The sequence below is a fragment of the Cellulomonas sp. SG140 genome (genome assembly GCF_025770785.1).
Taxonomy (GTDB): Bacteria; Actinomycetota; Actinomycetes; order Actinomycetales; family Cellulomonadaceae; genus Cellulomonas.
In genome coordinates this window covers 71179-91944 of sequence record NZ_JANZLA010000005.1, presented here as the reverse complement: position 1 = coordinate 91944, position 20766 = coordinate 71179, and the positions used below count along the sequence as shown (strand labels likewise).

Below are 20766 nucleotides of genomic sequence, written 5' to 3'. Positions count from 1 at the left end.
CGATGAGCACCGTCGACTCCGCCGAGCTCGCCGTCGACGGCCCGTGGGAGCACCGCTTCGTGCCGGCCAACGGCGCGCGGTTCCACGTGGCGCTGGCGGGCCCGGACGAGCGGGACGCCCCGCTGGTGGTGCTGCTGCACGACGTGCTCACCTACTGGTGGGCCTGGCGGCACCAGCTGCCGGCGCTGGCCGAGGCCGGCTACCGGGTCGCCGCGATGGACGTGCGCGGCACCGGCGGGTCGGACAAGCCGCCGCACGGGTACGACGCACCGACTCTGGCCACCGACGTCGCAGGGGTGATCCGGTCGCTCGGTGCCGGTCAGGCCGTGCTGGTCGGGGCCGGCACGGGAGGTCAGCTCGCGTGGGCGACGGCGGCCCTGCACGGCGACGCGGTTCGCGCCGTCGCGGCGTTGTCGTGCCCGCACCCCCTGGACGTCGGTCCGGCAACCGTGCGCCCCGCAGCCGCGCGCCGCCTCGCCTACGTGCAGCTGCCGTCCCTCCCGGAGCGGGCGCTCACGGAGGGCGATCTGGCCGAGCGCCTGATCACCGGCCTCAGCGGCGGCCGCGGACGGCCCGACGCGGAGGCGGTCGAGGCGTACAGCCGCGCGCTGCGGGTGCCGTTCGCCGCCCACAGCCAGCTGGAGCAGGTCCGGTGGCTGCTGCGGTCCCGCCCCCGGCTCGACGGCCGCCGGTACCTCGCCGCGTTCGAACGCGCACGACCGCTGCCGACGCTGCAGGTGCACGGCGACCGCGACGGGGTGTGCACCCCGGCGGCTGCCGCGCTGCACAGGTCGACGGCCGCGGCGCTCGCCCGCCCCTACCGCTACGAGCTGCTGCGGGGCGTCGGCCACTACGTGTCCGACGAGGCACCCGAGCGCCTGACCGCCCTGCTCCTGGACTGGCTGGCCGAGACCCTCGTCTGACCCCACGCCGAGACCTTCGTCCGAGGCGCACCGAGGCCCTCGTCCGACCCCACGGCATTCCCGTCGAGCCGCCCCCGGCCTCGCGCCCCGGCGTCGCGTCCCCGGGGCTCAGCCCTTCACCATCGCGGCCGCCTTCACCGGGTCGTTCTCCCCCATCCCCGCCGACGGGCACAGCGCGAACACCGGGCACGCCCCGCACGCGGGCTTGCGCGCGAAGCAGATCCGACGGCCGTGGAAGATCAGGTGGTGCGAGGCCATCGTCCAGTCCTTGCGCGGCAGCAGGGCGCACAGGTCCTGCTCCACCTGCACGGGGTCGTCGCTCCCGGTGAGGCCGAGCCGGCCGGACAGCCGGAGCACGTGCGTGTCCACCGGCAGACCGGGCACGCCGAACGCGTTGCCGAGCACGACGTTCGCCGTCTTGCGCCCCACCCCCGGCAGCGTCACCAGGTCCTTCATCCGGCCGGGCACCTCGCCGCCGAACCGCTCGACCAGCGCCTGGCCGATGCCCATCACGGCGCGCGTCTTGGCCCGGAAGAACCCGGTGGGTCGCAGGATCTCCTCGAGCTCCGTCGGGTCCGCCGACGCCATCGCGGCAGCGTCCGGGAACCGGGCGAACAGCGCCGGGGTGGTGAGGTTGACGCGCACGTCCGTGGTCTGCGCCGACAGGACGGTGGCGACCAGCAGCTCGAACGGCGTACGGAAGTCCAGCTCGATGTGCGCGTCGGGGAAGCGGACCGCCAGCGCGCGGTCGATGCGACGTGCTCGTCGGGTGCGGGCGAGCGCGGACTCGTCGGGAACCAGGGTCACCGTCGCAGGTTACGCGGCGGCTCCGACACGGCCGCCGGGCCGCCGCGCCCCCGTTCGGCTCGCACGTTCGGCCGTCCGGGCGAACCGGCCCTGCACAGGGAGTCGGCGGTACGTCCGCGCGAGTGAATCTGGACGCGCGTCCGGGTGGTGGCGCTCAAGTCGGGGGCCCGACGTCCCGAATCAGACACCAGGAGACCGGCGGACGGAGGTGCGGTGACCACGCAGCACGTGCTCGACGTCCACGCCCTCCGGCTGGACCACCGCGCGTTGCGCGCCGAGCGGTCCCGGGTCGGCTGGTGGCGGCGGCTGGTCCGCGCGCGCCTCGACCTCCTCGTCGCCCGTGCCGTCGGTCCGCAGCCGCTGGGTGAGGAGCTCGCCTTCCAGCTGCCCCTCGACGTGGGGCTGGACGTGCCTCGACCGGACGAGCTCGAGGCGGTGCTGGGCGGCCCCCGCTCCGGCACCCACCTCGACCAGCTCACCGCCCTCCGGGCGCTGGACAGCCGGCTGGTGCGGTACCAGGACGGTGTCGACGCCGCCCTGGCGGCCGCCACGGAGCGGCTGATCGGGCACCTGGCCGGGCAGCCGGACGCCGTGCTGGGACCCGTCCCGGAGCACGAGTCGCGCAACTGACCTGCGCGACCGCCATGGGGCAGACTGAGCGCTGACGCCGTCCCTTCGGCGCCTGCGGGAAGGTGGACTGATCGTGGCTGACGACGTGGTGCTGACCGCCCCGCTCTTCGCGGGCCTCGAGCCGGACTCCGCGCGCACGCTGATCGCGTCGATGAAGAGCATCGACGTCGGCCGCGGGGACGTGCTGTTCCACGAGGGCGAGCCGGGCGACCGGCTCTACGTGATCCGCGAGGGCAAGATCAAGCTGGGCACCCGCTCCAGCGACGGCCGCGAGAACCTGCTCGCCGTGCTGGGCCCGGGCGAGATGATCGGCGAGCTCTCGCTGTTCGACCCCGGCACGCGCACGGCGACCGCCACCGCGATCTCCGACGCCGTGGTGCTGGAGATGGGCCACCACGACCTGCAGACCTGGTTGGCGTCCACCCCGGCGGTCGCCGAGCACCTGCTGCAGGCGCTCGCCCGCCGCTTGCGCCGCACCAACGAGGCGCTGGCGGACCTGGTGTTCTCCGACGTGCCGGGCCGCGTGGCCAAGGCGCTGCTGGACCTGTCGAGCCGGTTCGGCCGACCGGTGGAGGACGGCATCCGCGTGGCGCACGACCTGACGCAGGAGGAGTTGGCCCAGCTGGTCGGCGCGTCCCGCGAGACGGTGAACAAGGCGCTGGCCGACTTCGCCGCGCGCGGCTGGGTCCGCCGCGAGGGCCGTGCCGTGGTGCTGCTCGACGTCGACCGCCTGGAGCGGCGCGCCCGCTGAGCGGCGCCGCTCAGGCCGCCTCGACTCAGGCGACCTCGACGACCAGCTCCACCTCGACCGGCGCCCCGAGCGGCAGCGCCGCGACGCCGACCGCCGAGCGCGCGTGCACGCCTGCGTCGCCGAGCAGCGCGTGCAGCAGCTCGCTCGCCCCGTTCAGCACGGCCGGCTGACCGGTGAACGTCGGGTCGCTCGCGACGAACCCGACCACCTTGACCACCCGCACCACCCGGTCCAGGGCCGCGACGGCGTCCCCGCCGGGACCGGCCAGCAGGCTCCCGACCGCGGCGAGCGCGTTCAGCGCCGCGATGCGCGCCTGCTCGGTGGCGGCCGGCGGCGTGACCTGACCGGGCGTCAACCCGACGATCCCCGTGACGGTCAGCCCGCCCGCGACGAACGGCAGCTGGCCGGACGTCCACACGTACGAGCCGGTGCGCACCGCGGGCACGTAGGCGCCGACGGGCGCGGCGGAGGACGGCAGCTGCAGGCCCAGCTCGACCAGACGGTCGGCGACGGACATCAGGCCTCCCGCGGGCGCTTGAGGTAGGCGACGAGGTTGCCGTCCTGGCCCTGCAGGACCGTGACCAGCTCCCAGCCGTCCACCCCCCACTGGTCGAGGATCGCCTTGGTGGCGTGGACGATCAGCGGGACGGTCGCGTACTCCCAGGCAGTGGCCATGCACCCACCCTAGGCGACGGCCCGACGCCGGTCCGGTGCGCGCCCGCCGCTGTCCGCCTGCGGTGCGGCACCGGACCTCGGCTGCGCCGTCAGCGCACGTCGCCGGCGGTGGCGAGCTCGCTGCGCCACGACCGGACCTCGGGGCGACGACGCAGCAGCGCGCGCCGCTCCCGCTCGGTCATGCCGCCCCACACCCCGAAGTCCATCCGGCTGTCGAGCGCGTCGGCCAGGCACTCCAGCCGTACCGGGCACGTGCCGCACACCGACCGGGCGTCCCGTTGCGCCGATCCCTCGACGAACAGGGCGTCCGGCGCCAGCTTCCCCTTGCCGCAGGCTGCCGACGCGGTCCAGTGGCCCTCCCGCGATGTCCAGGCCATCGCGCACCTCCTTGTCACGCGGGCACCCCCCCGAGTGCCCCCTGGTGGGGGACCGTACCGGGGAGTAGTACCGCTTGACGAGCCGCCGTTCGGGTCATCCTGCCTGGTGAGAAGCGTGGAAGCGCTACCAGGCAAGCGTCCAGCTGTGTCCGTGATGCCACGAACGTCCGGATCTTGCTGTCCAGCACAGGCAACCAGGACGAACGTCCCCGCCGTGGACGGGCCGGTCAGCGGTGTGCACATACCGTGCAGACCCGGCTCGCACGAGGAGGTCCACGGGAACGGGTCAGGTGTCGCCGTTACCCTGACGGGCATGGCGTCCCCTGCCCGCTCGCCCCGTACGCACGGCCGGTTCATCCGGCCCGGCCAGGCGTTGGCCCTCTTCCTCGCGCTCGTGCTGGTCGCCGGTGTCGGGGGCGTGCTCGCCGCGGGGCTCGCGCTGCCCGCCGTCGCGGTCGCGGACGGCACCACCAGCATGACGGTCAAGGCCTTCGACGGGCTGCCCACCGAGCTGGAGCAGAAGCCCCTGCCGCAGAAGTCGACCATCCTCGCCGCGGACGGGAAGGTGCTGGCCACCTTCTATGACCAGAACCGGGTGGTGGTCCCCCTCGACCAGATCGCCCCGATCATGCAGAAGGCCGTGATCTCGGTGGAGGACAAGCGGTTCTACGAGCACGCCGGGGTCGACATGCAGGGGATGGCTCGAGCGGCGATCAACACGCTCGTCGGCCAGAAGGAGGGCGCCTCGACGCTGACGCAGCAGTACGTCAAGAACGTGCTGATCGAGGCGGCGCTGGCCATCCCGGACCCCGCGCAGCGGGCGCAGGCGCTCGCCGACGCACGCGACAACTCGGGCTCCTCCGGCATGGCGCGCAAGCTGCGCGAGGCGAAGCTGGCGATCACGCTCGAGAAGACGATGACCAAGGACCAGATCCTGGAGAAGTACCTGAACATCGCCCAGTTCGGCGCCTCCTCGATCTACGGGGTGGAGTCGGCGGCGGAGTACTTCTTCGGCAAGCATGCCAAGGACCTGACGTACCTCGAGGCGGCCACCATCGCCGGCATCACGCAGAGCCCGACGAAGTGGGACCCGGTGCTCAACCCGGCCGACTCGCAGAACCGTCGCGACACCGTGCTGGACCTGATGTACCAGCAGGGCTACATCACCCAGGCGGAGCACGACAAGGGCGTCGCAACCCCCCTGAAGGACACGCTGCACGTCACGCCGATCAAGCAGGGCTGCATGACGGCGAACGACACGGTGGCCGGTTCCGGCTTCTTCTGCGACTACGTCACCAAGGTGATCCTCAACGACCCCGCCTTCGGCAAGACGCAGTCCGACCGGCAGGCCCTGCTGTACCGCGGCGGCCTGACGATCACCACCACGCTGATCCCGGGTGAGCAGACGGCGGCCGACGAGGAGGTCAAGGCCGGCGTGCCGGTGAACGACCCGTCGGGCATCGGCAGCGCGCTGGTCTCCGTCGAGCCCGGCACCGGCAAGATCACGTCGATGGCGGAGAACCGCGTCTACAACCCGATGCAGAACGCCGGCCCGGGTGAGACGGCGCTGAACTTCAACACGAGCTTCGAGTACGGCGGGTCGAGCGGGTTCTCGCCCGGTTCGAGCTACAAGGCGTTCACGCTGCTGGAGTGGCTGCGGCAGGGCCACTCGCTCAACGAGAAGGTCAACGCGACGCCGCTGCAGTACAACATGTCGCAGTTCACCTCCTGCAAGGGCCGGCTTTCCGGTACCTACAAGTTCAGCAACTCCGAGAGCAACCAGAACTACCCGCAGACCGTGCTGAGCGCGACGGCGAACTCGGTGAACTCCGCGTTCATCGCGATGGGCCTCCAGCTCAACCTGTGCAACATCGTCGACGGTGCCGCCGACCTGGGGGTCCTCCGCGCCGGTGACCCGAACCTGAAGGACAACTCCGGGCAGCCGTGGGGCGGCGTGCCGTTCGGCCCCTACCCCGGCAACATCCTCGGTTCGGAGCAGACCTCACCGCTGATGATGGCCGGCGCCTACGCAGCGTTCGCCTCCGGCGGCGTGTTCTGCAAGCCGATCGCCATCACGAGCGTGACCGATGCGACGGGCGCCAAGCTCAACGTGCCGAGCGCCGACTGCCAGCAGAAGGTCGAGCCGCAGTACGCCGCCGCGATGGACTACGCGATGAGCAACGTGTGGAACGGCACGGCCAAGGCCGTCGGCGCACCGCCGTTCCCCGCCGCCGGCAAGACCGGTACGACGACGTTCAACGAGGAGCTGTGGTTCGTCGGCTTCACGCCGCTGCGGGCCACCGCGGTGTGGTCCGGCCAGATCACGGAGCAGCAGAAGACGCTGCACGGCGAGACGATCAACGGCAAGACGTATTACCAGGGACCGTTCGGCTCGGACATCTCGGCACCGACCTGGAAGCGGTTCATGATGCGGATCATGGCCGGCCAGAACGTGCCGAACTTCCCGGCGATCGGCAGCGACCAGCTGTACGGCAAGCAGGTGAGCGTGCCGTACGTCGTCGGCCAGCCGCAGGACCAGGCGACGTCCACGCTGCAGAACGCCGGGTTCACCGTCCAGGTGTCACCGAACCAGGTGTCGTCCTCCGTGGCGGCCGGGTCGGTGGCGAGCCAGTCGCCCACGGGCACCGCGACACCGGGGTCGACCGTCACGCTGGTGATCTCGAGCGGGCAGCCGGCAGCCCCGCCGCCGCAGCCGACCCAACCCGCACAGCCTGGGCCCGGTGGTGGCAACCCCGGTAACGGTGGCGGGAACCCGCACGGCTGATGGGCACCCTGAGCCGGACGACCGGCGCCCTGGCACTGGCCGGCGCCGGCGCGCTCGCGTGGGGCGCCCTCGTCGAGGTCCACTGGTACGCGCTGCGTGAGGCGACCGTCCCGGTGCTGGCCCCCGGGCAGGCGCCGCTGCGGGTCCTGCACGTGTCCGACCTGCACCTGACGCCCGGTCAGCGGCGCAAGGTCGACTGGGTCCGCGACCTGGCGACCACGCGGCCGCACGTCGTCGTGAACACCGGCGACAACTGGGCGCACCTGGACGCGATGCCTGCCCTGCTCGAGGCGCTCGAGCCGCTGCTGGAGGTGCCGGGCGCCTTCGCCCTCGGCTCCAACGACTACGTCGCGCCGCAGCCCAAGAACCCGGCGCGCTACCTGCAGCGCGACGCCCGCACCGCGCAGGTGCAGCCGGTGGCGCTGCCGTGGCGTGAGCTGGTGCGCCGGTTCACGTCGGCGGGATGGGTGGACCTCGACAACCACCGGGGGGTGCTGGACGTCGACGGTCGGCGCATCTCGCTGGTCGGCACGGACGACGCGCACCTCGACCGCGACCGCTTCCCCGCCGCGGGCGGACCGGACGACGTCCGCAGCACTGACGTGCCGGTGGACCTGCACATGGGCGTCACCCACGCGCCGTACCGGCGGGTGCTCGACGCGATGCTCGACGACGGCGTCGACCTGGCCATCGCCGGGCACACCCACGGCGGACAGCTGGGCCTGCCGTTCTGGGGCGCGCTGGTGACCAACTCCGACCTGGACACGCGGCGGGCCAAGGGTCTGCACGGCTGGCCCGGTCCACGTCCGGACCGCCCGGGTGGCGGCGACTCGATGTGGTTGCACGTGTCGGCCGGGCTCGGGACCTCGCCGTACGCGCCCGTGCGCTTCGCGGTGCGGCCCGAGGCGACCCTGCTGACACTCGTCCCCCGCTGAGTCCCGGGCGGCCCCTGCGTCGTGCCGTAAGGGCGCTGCCTCCGCCACCTCCGAGGCGATTTCCTCGCCCGTGTCGGCGTCGGCTATCCTTGCCAGGTTCCTCCGGGGTGTGGCGCAGCTTGGTAGCGCGCTTCGTTCGGGACGAAGAGGTCGTGGGTTCGAATCCCGCCACCCCGACCCGGAGACGACGACGGCCCTTGACCGGCAGAAGTGCTGGTCAAGGGCCGTCGTCATGTGCGCTGAACGGTCCCGGACCGTGCGGGTGGTGGACCGCTCGCCCACCGGTGGGACGTCGAGGCTCGGCGCGCCGCCGCCCGGCAGACTGGTCCCGTGAGCCCCGTGATCGAGCCCGCTGACGACGTGCTGGCGGGGCTGGCGGCCCTCCCCGGCGTCCCCGCCGCCGTGACCAGGGCCCGGGACGCCTGCACCGAGCTGCGCCGGCATCCCGCGATGCGGCGACGCTGGTCGGAGGTCCGGGTGCGCGCCGGCCTCGAGGCAGCGTGGGCGAGCGCGGCGCTGGACGGCGTGCGGGTGCCGGTCGAGAACGTGCGGGCGCTGGCCGCCGGCGCACCCGCGCAGGGGCCGACGGACGACGTCGTCCGCGGTGCGGTGCGGGCGCACGCAGCCGTCGAGCGCCTGATGCCGGACCTCGGCGCGCCGGGTCGGGTCGGCGACGGCAGGGGCACCCTCGGCCCGCTCCCGCTGGGCCAGCTGCTCGCGCGGCTGCACACCCTCGCGGCGACCGGCAGGGTTCCCGACGAGGAGCTGGGCCGCCCCCGCGGCGACCGCCCGACCGCCGACCTCGCCGGCCTGGGAGCCGCGCCGGCCGGTGCGGACGTCGGCCATCGGCTGGCCGCGCTGACCGAGGCGGTCCACCGCACCGCCGCTCCCGCCGCGGTGGTCGCCGCCGTGCTGCACGGCGAGCTGCTGGCGCTGCGGCCGTTCACCGCCGCCAACGGCGTGGTCGCCCGTGCCGTCGCCCGGCTCGCCGTCACCGCTGGCGGCCTCGACCCGACGGGGTGCGCCGTCGCGGAGCCCGTCTGGGCGGATGCGCCGCTGGTGTACCAGGCCACCGCCGCGGGCTTCGCCACCGGTGAACCGGACCGGGTGGCCGCCTGGCTGGTGCTCTGCGCCGATGCCGTCACGGAGGGCGCCGCCCGGGCGGCGCGGCTGGCGGACGAGGTGCTCTCGCACTGACGGGTGACGGCGCTCAAGGCCGCGCCGGCACCTGACGATGCGTGCCTCATGAGTGCGCCGCTTCCACCCGCGGGCTGGTACCCGGACGGGTCCACCCCGAACGTCGTCCGCTGGTTCGACGGCAGCCGGTGGACCGAGCACGTCACGCCGCTCGCACCGGCCGCCGCGCCTGCCGGTGGGTACGCCTCGCCCTCCGGCGGGTACGGATCGCAGGCCGGCGGGTACGGCCCACCGGTCGGCGGGTACGCGTCACCCGCTGGTGGGTACGTCCCCGGGGCGTACGCCACGGCGGCCTACGGACCTGTGGCGGCCCCCAGCACGGACCTGGGGCCCGGCAACGGTCTGCACTGGGTGCTGCCGGTGGGCCGCTCGTGGCAGTCGATCGTCGCGGGCTACGTCGGGCTGTTCGCGCTCTTCGCGTGGTTCATGGCCATGGTCGGGACCGGCGGGGCCGTGTTCGGTGCGGTCGTGGGGCTGCTGTCGGTGGCGCTCGGCATCGTCGCGATCCGTCGCGCGTCGTCCGGCGGCCACGGCCGCGGCAGGGCCTGGTTCGCCGTCGTCGCCGGCGCGTTGTGCCTGGTGATGACCGTCGTGGTGGCCTCCGGCGCCTGAGGTCCTCGGCCATCGGCCACCGGCCCCACGACGCAGACCGGCCCCGGCACCGTCGGGTGCCGGGGCCGGTCCTCGAGCGCGGTCAGGCCGTGGCGAAGCGGCGGGCGACCAGCAGCTCGGCGATCTGGATCGCGTTGAGCGCGGCGCCCTTGCGCAGGTTGTCGTTGGACACGAACAGCGCGAGACCGCGCCCTTCGGGCGCGCCCTCGTCGGTGCGGATGCGGCCGACGTACGACGGGTCCTTGCCGGCCGCCAGCAGCGGCGTCGGGATGTCCTCGACCTGCACACCAGGGGCGTCGGCCAGCAGCTCGTAGGCCCGCTCGACGGACAGCGGCCGCTCGAACTCGGCGTTGACCGACAGCGAGTGGCCGGTGAACACCGGCACCCGCACGCACGTGCCCGAGACGAGCAGGTCGGGGATCTCGAGGATCTTGCGGGACTCGTTCCGGAGCTTCTGCTCCTCGTCGGTCTCGCGCAGGCCGTCGTCCACCAGGTTGCCGGCGAACGGCACCACGTCGAAGGCGATCGTCCGCGGGAACTTGGTCGGCGCAGGGAAGTGCACGGCAGAGCCGTCGTGCACCAGGCCGAGCGTGTCCTCCTCGACGGCGGCGCGCACCTGCGTGTCGAGCTCCTGCGCACCGGCGAGGCCGGCCCCGGACACGGCCTGGTAGGTCGAGACGATCAGGCGGCGCAGCCCGGCCTCGTCGTGCAGCGGCTTGAGCACCGGCATCGCGGCCATCGTGGTGCAGTTCGGGTTGGCGACGATGCCCAGCGGGATCTCGTCGAGCGCGTGCGGGTTGACCTCGCTGACCACCAGCGGGACCCGCGGGTCCTTGCGCCAGGCAGAGGAGTTGTCCACCACCAGGGCACCGGCGGCGGCGAAGCGCGGCGCCTGCTCCTTGGACGTCGCGCCACCGGCGGAGAACAGGGCGATGTCGATGCCGGACAGGTCCGCCGTCGCGACGTCCTCGACCGTGATCTCGTCGTCACCCCAGGGCAGCGTCCGCCCCGCGGACCGCGCCGACGCGAAGTACCGGATCGACGCGACCGGGAACTCGCGCTCGGCCAGCAGCCGGCGCATCACGCCACCGACCTGCCCGGTGGCCCCGACCACTGCGACGTTCACGCCGCTCATCCCGCTCACCGCCCCGTCCCGCCGTACACGACGGCCTCGTCCGACTCCGTGTCCAGCCCGAACGCCGTGTGCACCGCGCGGACCGCCTCGTCGAGCGAGTCGGCCCGGGTCACCACGGAGATGCGGATCTCGGAGGTGGAGATCATCTCGATGTTCACACCGGCCTCGGACAGCGCCTCGAACAGCTTGGCGCTGACGCCCGGGTGCGAGCGCATGCCCGCACCGATCAGCGAGAGCTTGCCGATGGTGTCGTCGTACTGCAGCGACGCGTACCCGATCTCCGGCTGGTGCTCCGCGAGCGCGGCCATCGCCACCGTGCCGTCCGTCGCGGGGAGCGTGAACGAGATGTCCGTCAGGCCCGTCCGGGCCGCGGAGACGTTCTGCACGATCATGTCGATGTTCACGCCGGCGCCGGCGACCACCGTGAAGATCTTGGCGGCCTTGCCCGGCACGTCGGGGACGCCGACCACCGTGATCTTCGCCTCGGAGCGGTCGTGCGCGACGCCCGAGATGATCGGCTGCTCCACGGGAACCTCCTGGGTGGTGTCGGGCTCGTCCGTGACCAGCGTGCCCGGGTGGGTGGAGAACGAGGACCGGACGTGCACCGGCACCTGGTAGCGGCGGGCGTACTCGACGCAGCGCAGCATGAGCACCTTCGCGCCGCTGGCGGCCATCTCGAGCATCTCGTCGTAGCTGATCCGGTCGAGCTTGCGGGCGCTCGGCACGATGCGCGGGTCGGCGGTGAACACGCCGTCGACGTCCGTGTAGATCTCGCAGACGTCGGCCTGGAGCGCGGCCGCCAGCGCGACGGCGGTGGTGTCGCTGCCGCCGCGGCCGAGGGTGGTCACGTCGTTGGTGGCCAGGTTGACGCCCTGGAAGCCGGCGACGATCGCGACCTGGCCCTTGGCCAACGTCTTGGTGATGCGGCTCGGCGTGACGTCGATGATGCGCGCCTTGCCGTACGTCTCGTCGGTGATGACGCCGGCCTGCTGGCCGGTGAAGCTCTTCGCCTCGACGCCGAGCTGGTCGATCGCCATCGCGAGCAGGGACATGGAGATCCGCTCGCCGGCGGTCAGCAGGATGTCCATCTCGCGCTCGGGCGGCAGCGGGGTCACCTGGTGGGCGAGGTCGATCAGCTCGTCCGTCGTGTCGCCCATCGCCGAGACGACCACCACCACGTCGTTGCCGGCGCGCTTCGCCTCGGCGACCCGCTTCGCGACGCGCTTGATGCTGCTGGCGTCGGAGACGGACGAGCCGCCGTACTTCTGCACGATGAGGGCCACGAGGGTGCGCTCCGGAGGGGTTGCGCGATCAGACCGCGATCGGACGAGGGGCGCCTGCGAGTCTAGGTCGGCCCACGATGCGGACCGACGGGTTTCCGCATGACGGACGCGGCCGCCCGCGGCCGGTGTGCTCCGCGGCGTTCGCGCTGGTCAGCCCAGCACGTCGACCGCGAGCCGGGCGATCAGGGCGGCCACGACGACGACGAAGACGATGCGGACGAAGGCGCTGCCCCGGGCCACCGCCGTCCGGGCCCCGAGGTACGCACCGGCGATGTTGGCTCCGCCGACCAGCAGCCCGAGCCGCCACAGCGGCGCCCCCTCGAGCGTGAACACCAGCAGGGCGCCGAGGTTGGTGGCGACGTTGACGATCTTCGCCTGCGCCGACGCCTCGAGGAACCCGTAGCCGACGATGCCGACCAGGGCGATCACCAGGAACGAGCCGGTGCCCGGGCCCAGGAGACCGTCGTACGCACCCAGCACCAGGCCGAGCGCCAGCGCCACCGCCTGGTGTCGCCGACCCGTCCAGCGCAGGTCGGTGGCCCGGCCCACGCGTGGACGCGCCACCGTGTACGCGCCCACCAGCACCAGTGCCACGAGGATGACCGGCTTGAACACGGAGGTGGGCAGCAGCCCGGCGAGGGCCGCTCCCCCGGCTGCGCCGACGAGTGCGGTCATCGCCATCGGCCCCGCAGTGGACAGGCCGGGCTGCACCCGCCGGTAGTAGGTCAGCGCGCTGACCGACGTGCCCATGATCCCGGCCACCTTGTTGGTGGCCAGCGCCTGCACGGGAGTGATGCCCGGCACCAGCAGCAGCGCCGGCAGCTGCACCAGCCCGCCGCCGCCGACCACCGCGTCGACCCAGCCGGCGGTGAACCCGGCGAGCATCAGCAGGCCGACCGTCGCGAGCGTCAGGTGCAGGCCGGACACGGTCACGGTGGCGGACCCTACCTCCCGGCCGGTCTCGGTCGGAGGACGGCGGGCCCGCCGGGTCGGAGGACGCCGGGACGGCCTGCCGTCGGACCGCCAGCAACCGGCGCAGTCCCGGCACAGGATCCCCTCAGAAACGGGCCACGCCGCCCTTTGCCCGACCCCTACCGTCAAGCCATGACCAGCGACGTCGCTGCCTCGGCCGTCCCTCCGCACCCTGGCTCGCCCGGGCCAGGCGGCCCGGACGGGATCCGCACCGCCGGCGTGGTCCGCAGCTTCGGCGCCGTGCGGGCGCTGGACGGCGTCGACCTGCACGCCCGCGCCGGCCGGGTCACCGCCCTGGTAGGGCCCAACGGGTCCGGGAAGACGACGCTGCTGCTGGTGCTGGCCGGGCTGCTGGCGCCTGATGCGGGCACGGTGAGCATCGACGGGTACGACCCGGTGACGGACGGCCCCGCCGCACGGGCCCGGACCGGCTGGATGCCGGACACGTTCGGCACGTGGGACTCGCTCACGGCTCGCGAGGTGCTCCGGACGTTCGCGGCGGCCTACCGCCTGCCTCCGGCGTCCGTCGGGGCCCGCGTCGACGAGCTGCTCGCCCTGGTGCACCTGTCCGAGTACGCCGACCGGCCCGCCGCAGTGCTCTCGCGGGGCCAGAAGCAGCGGCTCGGACTGGCCCGCGCGCTGGTGCACGACCCGGCGGTGCTGCTGCTCGACGAGCCGGCCTCCGGCCTGGACCCCCGGTCCCGCGTCGACCTGCGCGAGCTGCTGCGCCGGCTGGCGGACGAGGGGCGCACCGTGCTGGTGTCCAGCCACGTGCTGTCCGAGCTGGAGGAGATGGCCGACGACGCAGTGTTCCTGTCGCACGGTCGCACGGTGCTGACGGGCGACACGGAGGCGACCCTCGGCACCGCGGGCGCCCGCCGGCCCTGGCGGGTGCGCGCGCTGGACGCGGAGGCGCTCCAGCGCTGGCTCACCGCGGTGCACGCCGCGTGGCGGCCGGACGACGACGGTGTGTTGATCGACGTCGACGGCGACGAGGGCGCCGCGACGCTGGTGCGGGACGCGGTGGCGGCCAGCGTGCCGCTCGTCTCGATCGCCCCCGCCGGCGGGGTGCTGGAGCAGGCCTACCTGGCACTGGACGAGGAGCGGCGATGAGCGGCACGTGGCGGGTGTCCTGGCACGGGGTGCGCACGGTGGCGGCCCTGGAGCTGCGGCAGCGGGTGCGGTCCACCCGCTGGATCGTCGCGCTGGTGGTCTGGTTCCTCGTGGTCGGCGCCGTCACCGCGCTCACCACCGGAGCCCTCGGCGCGCTGACGGGTCACGACACCTCTCCCCTGCACCGCGGTCCGCTGCTGTTCTTCGTGGTGACCTTCCTGGTGCTGGGGCTGGGGCTGCTGGTCACCCCGACCCTGTCGTCGACCGCCGTGAACGGCGACCGCGCCGCCGGCACGCTCGCCACGGTCCAGGTGACCCTGCTGACCCCGGCCGAGATCGCCACCGGCAAGCTGCTCGGGGCGTTCGCCGCCGCCACCGCCTTCCTGGTGGCGAGCCTGCCGTTCTACGGGCTCGCGATGGCGATGGGCGGGACGAGGGTGATCACGCTGGTCAGCGTCGTAATCGTGACCGCCGTGGTCCTCGCGTCGGTGTGCGGCATGGGCATCGGGTTCTCGGCCCTGACCGCCCGGACGGCTGGGTCGACCGTGCTGACCTTCCTCGGGGTCTCGGCCCTCGCGGTGTTCACCCTCGTCTTCTTCGGCCTGACGCTGCCCGCGAACACCTCCCAGGAGGAGGTGCGCGTGTGGGGCGTCTCGCCGTCGTCGGCGCAGTGCGAGTCCAATGCCCTGGGCGACACGACGTGCAGCGGCAGCGTCACCCTCGGCGGTAGCACGGCCGCGGGCGACTCCTCGGCGGTACCCGCGTGCGAGTGGCGCACCGAGACGCGGCCCGTCGTCCACACCGAGCGGACCTGGTGGCTGCTGGCGGCCAACCCGTTCGTCATCGTCTCCGACGCCTCGACGGTGCCGCAGCAGGACCTCCAGTCGGTGACGTCACCGTTCGGCGCCATCCGCGAGGAGGTCCGTACCGCGCGTGCCGGCGCCAGCGGGATCTCGAACGAGTGCTGGGGCCCGATGGGACAGGTGTCCCTGCCCACCGAGGGTCCACGGCCGTCGGCGGTGCCGGTGTGGCCGTGGGGCCTGGCGTTCACGGTCCTGCTCGGCGTGGCCGGCTACGTCACCGCCGTGCGCCGGCTGCGCATCCCGCAGCACGCTCTGCCGCGCGGGGTGCGGGTGGCCTGAGGCGCGGCTCCGGTTCGGGGGCGTACGGCGTCGTCGCGACGTCCGCCCTGGTCAGGGCTGCAGCGCGTCGTACTCCGCCTCGGCAGCCACGTCGTCGTCCACGTCGAGCCGCAGGTGCGCCAGGATCGTCTGCACCGTGCGCAAGGCCGACGACGCGCGCTCGCCCCAGTCGGACAGGTAGGAGAACTGCCACCACCACAGCGCCTCGACCGGGCGGCCCGCCTCGTAGTGGCGCAGCCCCTGGGCCAGCGCCCCGGCGATCGCGACGAGGTCGCCGGACAGCGTCGCCTGGGCCACCTCCGGGCCGACGACGGGGTCGACCACCTCGACGTACTCGTCGACTCCCTCGAACACGTTCGCGAGGTTGGCGCGCAGCGGCTCGACGTCCGGGTCGGGACCGACGTCCGGCTCGAACCGCAGGGCCGGCACCACGTCGTTGATCGCACCGAGCCGGGCACCGGCCGCGATCACGTCCGACAAGGCGAGGAGCAGCAGCGGCAGCGTGGCCTCCGGCGCCGAGCCGGCGGCCACCTCCGTGACCGTGGTCAGGTAGCTGCGCGCCTCGTCGTGCACCGACCGGGCGAGGTTCGCGAGGTCGTCGGTGTCGCTGTCGGTCATCGTCCGCTCCCTACGCGCTGATCCGTCGGCGGCCCTCGAAGGCCCGGCCCAGGGTGACCTCGTCGGCGTACTCCAGGTCCCCGCCCACCGGCAGGCCGGAGGCGAGCCGGCTGACCGCCAGGCCCATCGGGACCAGCAGCCGGGCCAGGTAGGTGGCGGTCGCCTCGCCCTCGACGTTGGGGTCGGTGGCCAGGATCACCTCGGTGACGGTGCCGTCCGCCAGGCGGCTGAGCAGCGAGGCGATCCGCAGGTCGTCCGGACCGACGCCGCCGATCGGGTTGATGGCCCCGCCGAGCACGTGGTACCGGCCGCGGAACTCGCGCGTCCGCTCGATCGCAACGACGTCCTTGGCCTCCTCCACCACGCAGATCACGTTCGGGGAGCGTCGCGGGTCGCGGCAGATGCGGCACTGCGCCTCCTGGGCGACGTTGCCGCAGATCTCGCAGAACCGGACGCGGGCCTTGACCTCGGTGAGCGCGTCGGCCAGCCGACGGACGTCCGCCGGGTCGGCCGAGAGGATGTGGAACGCGATGCGCTGGGCGCTCTTGGGGCCGACCCCGGGCAGCCGCCCGAGCTCGTCGACCAGGTCCTGGATCGCCCCCTCGTACACGCGGTCAGCCTAGTTGGTCACCCATCCAGTTGACCTCGCGAGCCCGTCGCAGGGCGGCTGTGGCGGCGTCGACCCGACGGACCGACCGCACGGCGTCGACGTCGTGGAACCGCGACTCGAGGCGGGCGGCTCAGGCGTTCGGGTCGTCGATCTGCTCGTCGATCACGGTGCCGCCGAGCAGCCGCGCGACCAGCGGCGCGCCGACCAGGCCCGATCCGTCGATCAGCGGGTCGTCCGGCGACGGTTCGTCGGGCTCGTCGGACCAGCCCGAGCCCGCCGGACGGGGGCCGGAGCCGGCCACCGGGTCCCGCGGGACGTCGCGCGGGTCCTCGAACGGCACCTCGTCGTCCGGCGGGATCCAGTCGCCGGGCGGCAGGTCGTCCACCGGCTCGTCGGGCGGGTCGAGGTCCGGTGGCTCGTCCGCAGGACCGCTGCGGCGTGCAGCGGCAGCGGTGCCGGCGGCGCGGCCCCGGGGTGCCGAGCCGCGGTCCGGACGGGCGCCCGACGGCGCAGCAGCGGTGCCGGGCCGGCCCTGGGATGCGCGCGCTCCCGATCCCGACGAGGCCGCACCGGGAGATCCTGTGCTCGAGCCTGCCGAGCGGGACGAGCCGGCGGCGGGTGCGGCCGAACCGTCCGGCGCCGACCCGGCGTCCGGGGAACCGGGTTCCGGTCCCGAACCCCCGGCCGGAGCCGAGCTGGACGGCACCGGACGACCCCATGACGCGGCGGCCTCGTCCACGCTCGGGATGCCCGGCGTACGCCGTGCCGCACGAGCAGTCGAGCCGGTCGATGACGCGCCGGCGGGCGTGTGAGCTCCTGACGCCGGTGCAGCGCCGGCGGCCGACCGGTCGGACGCCGCACCGCTGCCGGCTGGTGTCGCCGCGTCGCCCAGCACGCCCTCGACCCTGGCCTCGACGCCCAGCGTCTCCCGGAGAGCCTGGGCGACCGCCTCGGCGTGGCTGCCGCGCTGGAACTGCTGGATCAGACCCGGCTGCGCGAACCCGAGCCGCAACGTCGTCGCGTCGAGCTCGAGCACCTGGGCGTGCTGGCTGACCAGGGCGTGCGTCAGCAGCCGCAACCCGCGAAGGGTGCCGAGCACCTCGGGCCAGCGGCGACGGAGCATCTCGGTGTCCGGGCCGCCGGCGCCGCGCGGCGCTGCCGGTGGTGTGGTTGCCGCCGGGGCGGACGGTGCGGGTGGTGCGGTTGCCGCCGGGGCCGGTGGTGCGGGTGGTGCGGCTGCTGCCGGTGCGGGCGCCGCCGCGGCGGCTGGAGCCGGCGAGGGACCAGCGGTGGCCGTCTTCCGTCCGGACGACGACCGGGCGGGCACGTCGTCGACCGGCCACGGCGGTGTGTCCAGGTCGGCAGCGGCGTCCGTAGCGGCCTCGGCGTCCGCTGCCTCAGCGGGTGCCTCGACGGCGGGCTCGGCGGCCACCGGCGGGGTGCCGAGCGGCGGGGTGGCCGGTTCCACCGGTGCCGATGCACGGCTGGCCACCACAGGCGCACCACCGGCACCGACCACCGCCGGGGCGGCCGCGAACCCGCCGCGCTCCAGCCGGTCGAGCCGGGCGCCGAGCCCGAGCGTGCCGTCGTCCGCCGCCGGCAGCAGCAGCCGCGCCATCAGCAGCTCGAGGTGCAGCCGTGGGGACGTGGCACCGGCCATCTCGGTCAGCGCGGCGTTGGCCAGGTCGGCGGACCGGGACAGCTCGGCGGCGCCGAGGTGCCCCGCCTGAGCACGCATCCGGTCCAGCTGGTCGGCCGGGATCATGCCGAGCGCCGCGCCGGCGGCGTCCCCCGCTGCGGCGAGGACGATCAGGTCCCGCAGCCGTTCGAGCAGGTCCTCGACGAAGCGCCGCGGCTCGTGGCCGGTGGACACCACGCGCTCCACCACGGAGAACGCGGTGGCGCCGTCGCGGGCGGCGATCGCCTCGACCAGGTCGTCCAGCAGGGACGCCGGCGTGTACCCGAGCAGCGCCACCGCGCTCTCGTACTCCAGCCCGCTCTCCCCCGCGCCGGCGATCAGCTGGTCCAGCACCGACAGGCTGTCCCGCACCGACCCGGCACCCGCCCGCACCACCAGCGGCAGCACGCCTGAACCGACAGGCACGCCCTCCTGCTCGCACAGCTGCGCCAGGTACGGCACCAGCACGTCAGGCGGCACCAGCCGGAACGGGTAGTGGTGCGTGCGGGAGCGGATGGTGCCGATCACCTTGTCCGGCTCCGTCGTCGCGAACACGAACTTCACGTGCGGCGGCGGCTCCTCGACGATCTTCAGCAGGGCGTTGAAGCCCTGGTTCGAGACCATGTGGGCCTCGTCGAGGATGAACACCTTGTACCGGTCCCGGGCGGGGGCGAAGGTGGCCCGCTCGCGCAGCTCACGGGCGTCGTCCACACCGCCGTGGCTGGCGGCGTCGATCTCGACGACGTCGAGGCTGCCCGGACCGCCCGTCGCCAGCTCGATGCACGACTCGCACTCCCCGCAGGGCGTGTCCGTCGGGTGCTCGGCGGTGTTCTGCGCGCAGTTGAGCACCCGCGCGAGGATCCGTGCGGAGCTCGTCTTGCCGCAGCCGCGAGGGCCGGAGAACAGGTAGGCGTGGTTGACCTGGCCGGAGCGCAGCGCCTGGCGCAGCGGAGCCGTCACGTGGTCCTGCCCGATGACCTCCGCGAAGGTCTCGGGCCGGTACCGGCGGTACAGCGCTGTCGTCACGTGCGAACCCTATGCGGCAGATCCGACACCCGTCTCCGGCCCTCCCGGGCTCAGGCGAGGGCGCCCATCGGGTCCCAGGCCGGCAGGACGAGGGGCTCGGCGGTCAGCGCGGGACGCAGCTCCTCCGGCAGGGCGTCGGTGCGGACGACGACCTCGAAGACGTACTCGTCGAACCACGAGTCGTCCATGGTGAAGAAGCCCTTGTCGGCCTTGTCGTCGCCCCAGCTGTTCTCCACCCGCCACCGCCGCGGGGTGCCGTCCACCACGTCCACACCGGTCAGCAGCATCGCGTGGGTCATCGCCGACTCGCCGGAGACCACCCGCTCCTCCTTGGTGGTGGACAGGTCGACGCCGTACACGCCGGAGTAGTCGAACAGGTCGGCGGCCCAGATGCCGTCCTCGCGGTGCATCTGCGGCTTCACGTCGCAGCCGAACCAGACGGGCTCGCCGGCGACGATCGACGCTGCGGCCAGCTCCTTGATGGTGGCCATCGGCGCGTTGACGTACCGCACCTGCCGACCGCCGACCACGTTGCCGAGGTTGGCCACCGTCAGCGCCGCGCCCTTGGGGTGCTCACGGCGCGGGTCGTCCACCAGGCACACGTACTGGGTCAGGTCGAGGGTGACGTACCGCTCGAAGAACTGCTGCGGCGTCAGCACGCCGTCACGGTGGAACTGCTTCGCGTCGTCCGTCCACTGCCAGTCGAACGACGTCGGCGGCGTACCCAGGTGGATGGTCAGGATGGCGTGCACGTCCGTGAGGATCGCCGCCTTCACCGCCGCCACGTCACCGCCGTCGGCCACCGCCGCGCGCAGCGCCAGGGCGCCCTTGCGCAGCCGCGCGCGCAGCTGGGTGTTCATCGCATCGGTGTCCGAGGACGACTGCGTCTCCGGCATCGCCTCCTTGGGCACCACGCCGTGCTTGAGGAACACGCTGACCGCCATGTCCCACTGGCCGCCGTCGCCCAGCAGGGTCTGGAGCAGGAAGCCGACCAGGCGCGAGTCGATCGGCTCGCCGGCGGTCGCGATCACGTCCTCGCAGAAGAAGTTCGCCCGCTCGAGCTTGTCCCAGTACATGGCGTAGTTCTGGCTGAACTCGAACTCCTTGACGCCGAGCTTCTGCTTGGCACCGACGCGCAGCAGGTTCAGCGCCGCGAACAGCCAGCAGCGGCCGCTCTTCTTCTGGTTGGCGACGGACCAGTCGTCGAGCTGGTTCGACACGCTGGTGCGGATCGAGGTGGCGCGCGCGTGGTTCATCGCGACCTCGCCGACCGGGGTGCGGGTGACGGCGTTCTGCGCGCGCAGCCGGGCCGGGTCCGCGGCGAAGCCGGCGGCCAGGGTGGCGACGAAGTCGGGGTGGAGCGGCGTCGCCGCGACGGTTCCGGTGTGATCGGTGCTCTGCGTCGGGATGAGTGCCGGCGTCTGGGTCGGGTTCGGGGTCTGGGTCTGGTTCGAGGTCGTGGCAGTCACGCCCGCCATTGTGGTCCTCCCCTGTTGT

The 20766-nt window shown here is 73.5% G+C and carries 20 protein-coding genes and 1 tRNA gene; 10 read left to right on the top strand and 11 right to left on the bottom strand.

All coding sequences use genetic code 11. The annotated features are described in order from the left end of the window. Positions 1-2 precede the first annotated feature (2 nt). Positions 3-923 carry an alpha/beta fold hydrolase gene (locus N0B34_RS10795; RefSeq protein ID WP_263731394.1) on the top strand — a complete coding sequence of 307 codons (921 nt, stop codon included), beginning with the start codon at positions 3-5 and terminating at the stop codon, positions 921-923. A 108-nt stretch (positions 924-1031) separates the two neighbouring features. Here N0B34_RS10795 and nth read toward each other — a convergent pair whose 3' ends face one another. After that, entirely contained in the window at positions 1032-1730 is a 699-nt protein-coding gene (gene nth / locus N0B34_RS10790) for an endonuclease III (RefSeq protein ID WP_412175731.1), read from the bottom strand. Positions 1731-1943: 213 nt separating this feature from the next. On the opposite strand from nth, the gene N0B34_RS10785 reads away from it, so the two are divergent. Both N0B34_RS10785 and N0B34_RS10780 read left to right on the top strand, forming a co-directional pair. Further along, positions 1944-2360, top strand: coding sequence for a hypothetical protein (locus N0B34_RS10785; RefSeq protein ID WP_263731393.1), 417 nt, complete (start codon positions 1944-1946; stop codon positions 2358-2360). A gap of 73 nt (positions 2361-2433) precedes the next feature. Next, positions 2434-3111 (top strand): Crp/Fnr family transcriptional regulator, encoded by a 678-nt coding sequence (locus N0B34_RS10780; RefSeq protein ID WP_263731392.1) that lies wholly within the window; start codon positions 2434-2436, stop codon positions 3109-3111. Between the two features lie 25 nt (positions 3112-3136). Here the strand turns inward: N0B34_RS10780 and N0B34_RS10775 are convergent, their stop codons facing one another. The 3 genes from N0B34_RS10775 to N0B34_RS10765 form a co-directional block, all read right to left on the bottom strand. Continuing rightward, positions 3137-3628, bottom strand: a complete 492-nt coding sequence (locus N0B34_RS10775; RefSeq protein WP_263731391.1) for a RidA family protein — start codon at positions 3626-3628, stop codon at positions 3137-3139. Next, on the bottom strand, positions 3628-3786 hold the full coding sequence (locus N0B34_RS10770; protein ID WP_263731390.1) for a hypothetical protein: 159 nt from the start codon (positions 3784-3786) through the stop codon (positions 3628-3630). The genes N0B34_RS10775 and N0B34_RS10770 overlap by 1 nt, the downstream gene beginning before the upstream one ends. Before the next feature lie 89 nt (positions 3787-3875). After that, complete coding sequence (locus N0B34_RS10765) at positions 3876-4163, bottom strand: WhiB family transcriptional regulator (protein ID WP_263731389.1); 288 nt, start codon at positions 4161-4163, stop codon at positions 3876-3878. A gap of 313 nt (positions 4164-4476) precedes the next feature. Here N0B34_RS10765 and N0B34_RS10760 point away from each other — a divergent pair, with 313 nt between their 5' ends. The 5 genes from N0B34_RS10760 to N0B34_RS10740 all read left to right on the top strand — a co-directional run bounded on the left by N0B34_RS10760 (position 4477) and on the right by N0B34_RS10740 (position 9692). Next, positions 4477-6948, top strand: coding sequence for a transglycosylase domain-containing protein (locus tag N0B34_RS10760; protein ID WP_263731388.1), 2472 nt, complete (start codon positions 4477-4479; stop codon positions 6946-6948). After that, entirely contained in the window at positions 6948-7883 is a 936-nt protein-coding gene (locus N0B34_RS10755) for a metallophosphoesterase (protein ID WP_263731387.1), read from the top strand. Before N0B34_RS10760 ends, N0B34_RS10755 begins: the two co-directional genes overlap by 1 nt. 103 nt (positions 7884-7986) lie before the next feature. After that, positions 7987-8060 (top strand) — tRNA-Pro (locus tag N0B34_RS10750). 153 nt (positions 8061-8213) lie between these two features. Then, complete coding sequence (locus N0B34_RS10745) at positions 8214-9080, top strand: Fic family protein (RefSeq protein ID WP_263731386.1); 867 nt, start codon at positions 8214-8216, stop codon at positions 9078-9080. A 48-nt stretch (positions 9081-9128) separates the two neighbouring features. Further along, positions 9129-9692, top strand: coding sequence for a DUF2510 domain-containing protein (locus N0B34_RS10740; RefSeq protein ID WP_263731385.1), 564 nt, complete (start codon positions 9129-9131; stop codon positions 9690-9692). An 82-nt stretch (positions 9693-9774) separates the two neighbouring features. On the opposite strand, the gene N0B34_RS10735 is transcribed toward N0B34_RS10740, so the two are convergent. The 3 genes from N0B34_RS10735 to N0B34_RS10725 all read right to left on the bottom strand — a co-directional run bounded on the left by N0B34_RS10735 (position 9775) and on the right by N0B34_RS10725 (position 12995). Continuing rightward, positions 9775-10827 (bottom strand): aspartate-semialdehyde dehydrogenase, encoded by a 1053-nt coding sequence (locus tag N0B34_RS10735; protein ID WP_263731384.1) that lies wholly within the window; start codon positions 10825-10827, stop codon positions 9775-9777. 5 nt (positions 10828-10832) lie between these two features. Then, the gene (locus N0B34_RS10730; RefSeq protein WP_263731383.1) at positions 10833-12110 is read right to left on the bottom strand and encodes an aspartate kinase; all 1278 of its coding nucleotides are present in this window, start codon (positions 12108-12110) and stop codon (positions 10833-10835) included. 150 nt (positions 12111-12260) lie between these two features. Beyond that, a complete protein-coding gene (locus N0B34_RS10725; protein ID WP_263731602.1) occupies positions 12261-12995 on the bottom strand; it encodes a sulfite exporter TauE/SafE family protein in 735 nt (244 codons plus the stop codon). Between the two features lie 219 nt (positions 12996-13214). On the opposite strand from N0B34_RS10725, the gene N0B34_RS10720 reads away from it, so the two are divergent. Together N0B34_RS10720 and N0B34_RS10715 are read left to right on the top strand one after the other, a co-directional pair. Continuing rightward, positions 13215-14195: an ABC transporter ATP-binding protein gene (locus tag N0B34_RS10720; protein ID WP_263731381.1), complete on the top strand. Its 981-nt coding sequence runs from the start codon at positions 13215-13217 to the stop codon at positions 14193-14195. Next, positions 14192-15337, top strand: coding sequence for an ABC transporter permease (locus N0B34_RS10715; protein ID WP_263731380.1), 1146 nt, complete (start codon positions 14192-14194; stop codon positions 15335-15337). Before N0B34_RS10720 ends, N0B34_RS10715 begins: the two co-directional genes overlap by 4 nt. 51 nt (positions 15338-15388) lie before the next feature. Here the strand turns inward: N0B34_RS10715 and N0B34_RS10710 are convergent, their stop codons facing one another. The 4 genes from N0B34_RS10710 to N0B34_RS10695 all read right to left on the bottom strand — a co-directional run bounded on the left by N0B34_RS10710 (position 15389) and on the right by N0B34_RS10695 (position 20738). Next, positions 15389-15955: a DUF5063 domain-containing protein gene (locus N0B34_RS10710; RefSeq protein WP_263731379.1), complete on the bottom strand. Its 567-nt coding sequence runs from the start codon at positions 15953-15955 to the stop codon at positions 15389-15391. A gap of 10 nt (positions 15956-15965) precedes the next feature. Further along, positions 15966-16565, bottom strand: a complete 600-nt coding sequence (gene recR / locus N0B34_RS10705) for a recombination mediator RecR (protein WP_263731378.1) — start codon at positions 16563-16565, stop codon at positions 15966-15968. Between the two features lie 130 nt (positions 16566-16695). After that, complete coding sequence (locus tag N0B34_RS10700; protein ID WP_263731377.1) at positions 16696-19269, bottom strand: DNA polymerase III subunit gamma and tau; 2574 nt, start codon at positions 19267-19269, stop codon at positions 16696-16698. A 50-nt stretch (positions 19270-19319) separates the two neighbouring features. Beyond that, positions 19320-20738, bottom strand: coding sequence for an aminopeptidase C (locus tag N0B34_RS10695; RefSeq protein ID WP_263731376.1), 1419 nt, complete (start codon positions 20736-20738; stop codon positions 19320-19322). Positions 20739-20766: the final 28 nt, after the last annotated feature.